This is a genomic window from Arthrobacter sp. 05N33_2, from assembly GCF_056397425.1.
Map to the genome: position 1 here is coordinate 1 of NZ_JBFTNJ010000121.1, position 3886 is coordinate 3886.

Below are 3886 nucleotides of genomic sequence, written 5' to 3' on the forward strand. Positions count from 1 at the left end.
CTCCTACATCATGCAGCTCTCCTACATCATGCAGCTCGTTCACCCAGGCGGAGACTTCGAGCACGCAGCGACCGCAGCATACTCCATGCAGGTCCTCGTCGGCGGGCAGTTCTACGCCAACATCACCAACATGCTCTTCATCATCGGCGGGTTCGCATCGGGCCTCGCCATCCAGGCCAGCACCAGCCGACTCCTCTACGTCATGGGCCGCGACGGAGTCCTACCCCGCAGGCTCTTCGGACGCCTCCACCCCCGAACCAAAACGCCCATCTTCAACCTGGTCCTCGTCGGTGCCGTGGCCATGCTGGCACTGAACATCTCCTTGGAAACCGCAACCTCCTTCATCAATTTCGGGGCCTTCATGGCATTCACAGCCGTCAACCTCTGCGTCATCGCCTACTTCATTCGAAACCGCCGGCAAGGCAAAAAGCTTTCGGTCATTGGCTTCATCGTCCTACCAATACTGGGCGCCGCCGTCGACATCTACCTTCTAACCCAGCTCAGTCCCATCGCCATCACCATCGGCCTCTGCTGGATCGGTCTGGGCGTTGTTTATCTAACCTTCCTCACTAAAGGATTCCGCAAGGAACCACCAGAGATGCGTCTCCACGACCGCGACGGCCAGCCGGACGAACCCACCAAGGAGGTTCAGCACCCAAACACTGACGACACGCGGTCAGCCAAGCAGAATGCCACCCAGGCGCCGCGCACCGAAATCTAAAACCCCGAGGAGCCATAAGGACGGGCCCGGACACCAGCCTCCAGGCCCGTCCCTGTGTGTGGCGTACGCGATCTCAAGAAGCGGGACCTTGTCAGCTTCATTTGCCACCGTTCCCTTGTCACGATGGGGTGCTCTCCAAAGTCCGTACCGTTCCGAGTGACAACCCACTGCATCCCGGGCCGCGAACCGCAACCCGGGATGCAGTGCAAGTTCGGGGGCAAACCCCCGGTCACGAGCAATCCGATCGGGCGAGTCGGCCATCACTGAAAACCATTTCTTCGTCCCCAAGAGCCGATTCGCTACGTGCCCACATCATGAGCATCAAATCAAAGACGATATAAAGAGCAAATCAGGAGTCCAATGATCACCACGATCGAGGCCGACCGCTACTTCCAAATCACAGGCCTATCCCCGACGGAAATCGCAGACAGTATCAACACGGCTGTAGAGATGGCCCGTGACCACTCGATGACTGAAGGATGGCAGGGCATTCTCGTCACCCGCCACGGACCTGACAATTACACAGTGAACCTCAGCGCTGACGTTCCCTACGGAGTAACAGTGGAACGGGACCTGCCCAACAGCAACAAGCCCTAAAAGTGGGGACGCCGGGAGTGTCCGTTTAACGGTGGATCCGCGGTTGGCATTCAATTGATTCTTCCTTCGAAGAAGATGGCAAAGGCGTTCAGTGCCGGCTTCCACCGTGTGGCCCATCGTGCCCTGCCTTTGCCCTTCGGGTCCAGCGCCCTGGTCGCCAGATACAGGCACTTCAAGGCCGCCTGCTCGATGGGGAAATGGCCCCTGGCCCGGATCGCGCGCCGGTAGGGGGCGTTGACGGATTCAATGGCGTTCGTGCAATGCCGATAATGGACCTTTCGTCGAGCAATGCGTGGCAGGGGAGAGGCTGCGTAATTACCAGTAACGATCAGCCCGTCCATGGCGTAGTATTCGCTATCGGCCGCAGGACGGACTCACAGACTCCGGTAGTGACAGGCTCAGTTACCTTTGCCAGGCCGGCAGAACAGTTGAGCAGAACGATTGTGCAGACAGTGTCTGCACAAAATGCCCCGTTCCTGACGGGGAGCGGTGCCGAGCATCAGCTGTGAATTGCATTGTTGATGCGGTTAACGGGCTACGTCGTCGTTGAGCTCAGGACGGCAAGTTCCAGCCCGAATACGCTGGCAAGCTCAACTTCTACGTCTCGCTCGTCGATGACGTGCTCCCAGAGGCGCACGCCATTTGCTACCCGCGCGGTCATGGGCGGGCTGTGAAAGACTCCACTTTTGCGGGGTCCCGTTCAATGACGGGGTCCAGGATGTGGTCGACCTGTGCCAGCAGGGCGGGGTCCAGTTTCACTCCGGCTGCGGTTGCGGTGTCTTTGAGCTGGTCCGGGCGTGAGGCTCCGACGATGGCTGCTGAGACGTTAGGGTTTTGCAGTACCCAGGCGACGGCGAGTGCGGGCATGGACAGGCCGGCGTCCGCGGCGAGCGGTTTGAGCTGCTGGACTCGGGTGAGGATGTCGTCGGTCAGGTAGCGGTTGTCTGACTTGAGCTTGCCGTTCCCGCCTGTGAAGCGGGATGCTGCCGGGGCTTCTTGGCCGGGGACGTATTTTCCGGTCAGGACGCCCTGGGCCATGGGTGACCAGCAGATCTGTCCCAGGCCCAGCTCCTCGCAGGTGGGGACGACTTCTTTTTCGATGACCCGCCAGAGCAGGGAGTGCTGGGGCTGGTTGGAGATGAGGTGGATGYCCAGTTCCCGGGCGAGGGCGGCGCCGGCGCGGATTTCGTCCACGGTCCATTCGGAGACGCCGATGTACAGGGCTTTTCCTTGCCTGACGACGTCGGCGAAGGCCTGCATGGTCTCTTCCAGCGGCGTCTCGTAGTCGTAGCGGTGGGCCTGGTAGAGGTCCACGTAGTCGGTCTGCAGCCGCTTCAGGGAGCCGTTGATGGATTCCATGATGTGCTTGCGGGACAGCCCGCGGTCGTTCCGGCCCTCGCCGGTGGGGAAGTAGACCTTGGTGAAGATCTCGACGCTTTCGCGCCGCACACCGGCTAGCGCTTCACCGAGCGTGTTTTCTGCCCGGGTGCCGGCGTAGGCGTCGGCGGTGTCGAAAGTGGTGATGCCCAGATCCAGGGCCTGCCGGACGCAGGCCGTGGCGGCGTCCTGGTCGATCTGCTCACCGTGGGTGACCCAGTTTCCGTAGGCCAGTTCGCTGATGTACATCCCGGATGAACCAAGTTTGCGGTATTCCATGCTGGTGCCTTTCATATCTGGTTTGCTGCGGCCGTATTGCAGTGTGCGGCTGCGTCGTGTGGGACGCCGGCCTATACCAGGGGCGTGATCCTCAGGCTCTCGAATGTGGCGGAGCCGCCGTGGGCGTAGATGGAAACTCGGGTGCTTGTTTCGTCCGGGAAGATCAGGTCCGTAAGCACCAGTTCGCCGTGTTGGGCGAAGACCTCGACGGAGCAGTGGTCGACGTAGATCTTCAGGCTGTATCGGCCGTCCCGGGCGCTGATGGGGGCGGTGTCGACGGAGGCGAATCCACCGTGGAAGCCGGTGTCACCAGAGGCCGTCCGGTCGAGGATGAGGCGCCCCTGGGCGGGGTTGATGCCGATTCGGGTTCCTTCCGTGCCGCTCCCGCGAACGACGAGGCCGAATTCTTCGGCCGTCCCGGCCGTGAACTCGGCTTCAATGAGCTGAACCGTGCCCGTGGCGGCTGGGATCGGGCGTGTTTCCCCGGCCAGATGGACGGGGCCGTCCTGAACAGCCGGCTCCTGATCGCTGCATACGGCTTCCTCTACGACGTTCTGGACTAATCTGGTGCGGCCGCCAACTGTGGCCAGGGAGAGTTCCCGGGGCAGAGACATGGGGCTCCGCCAGGGTGAAGTCGGGATCTGATTGGCATAGTCCCAGTTGTTCATCCAGCCGATCATGATCCGCCTGCCGTCGGGGGCGTCACTGAAGGAGACGGCGGCATAATAGTCCCGTCCCCAGTCCAGCCAGTTGTACTCCTGAAGGCGGTCGGGGTCCTGCTCCCCGCTGGTGTACAAGGAAGCCTCGCCCTACAAGGAAGCCTCGCCGCTGCACGGCGTCCAGGCCCAGTCGCTGGCCTACAGTCTGGATGGCGGCTTCACCTGGAAAAAATACGCGGGCAATCCCGTGCTC

Annotated in this window: 4 protein-coding genes and 1 pseudogene; 2 read left to right on the forward strand and 3 right to left on the reverse strand. The window is 61.5% G+C overall.

What is annotated here, in order from left to right:
• Both AC1DHX_RS20340 and AC1DHX_RS20345 read left to right on the forward strand, forming a co-directional pair.
• Window positions 1-721 (forward strand): APC family permease (locus AC1DHX_RS20340; RefSeq protein ID WP_476900429.1); only part of this gene is annotated, 721 nt, incomplete at its 5' end.
• Between the two features lie 360 nt (window positions 722-1081).
• Window positions 1082-1318: a hypothetical protein gene (locus tag AC1DHX_RS20345; protein ID WP_476860273.1), complete on the forward strand. Its 237-nt coding sequence runs from the start codon at window positions 1082-1084 to the stop codon at window positions 1316-1318.
• Window positions 1319-1368: 50 nt separating this feature from the next.
• Here the strand turns inward: AC1DHX_RS20345 and AC1DHX_RS20350 are convergent.
• The 3 genes and pseudogenes from AC1DHX_RS20350 to AC1DHX_RS20360 all read right to left on the reverse strand — a co-directional run.
• Window positions 1369-1575: pseudogene (locus AC1DHX_RS20350) on the reverse strand (transposase); the annotation flags it as partial.
• 400 nt (window positions 1576-1975) lie between these two features.
• Window positions 1976-2974, reverse strand: coding sequence for an aldo/keto reductase family protein (locus AC1DHX_RS20355; protein ID WP_476900430.1), 999 nt, complete (start codon window positions 2972-2974; stop codon window positions 1976-1978).
• A gap of 71 nt (window positions 2975-3045) precedes the next feature.
• Complete coding sequence (locus tag AC1DHX_RS20360; protein WP_476900431.1) at window positions 3046-3771, reverse strand: glycoside hydrolase family 32 protein; 726 nt, start codon at window positions 3769-3771, stop codon at window positions 3046-3048.
• Between the last annotated feature and the right edge of the window lie 115 nt (window positions 3772-3886).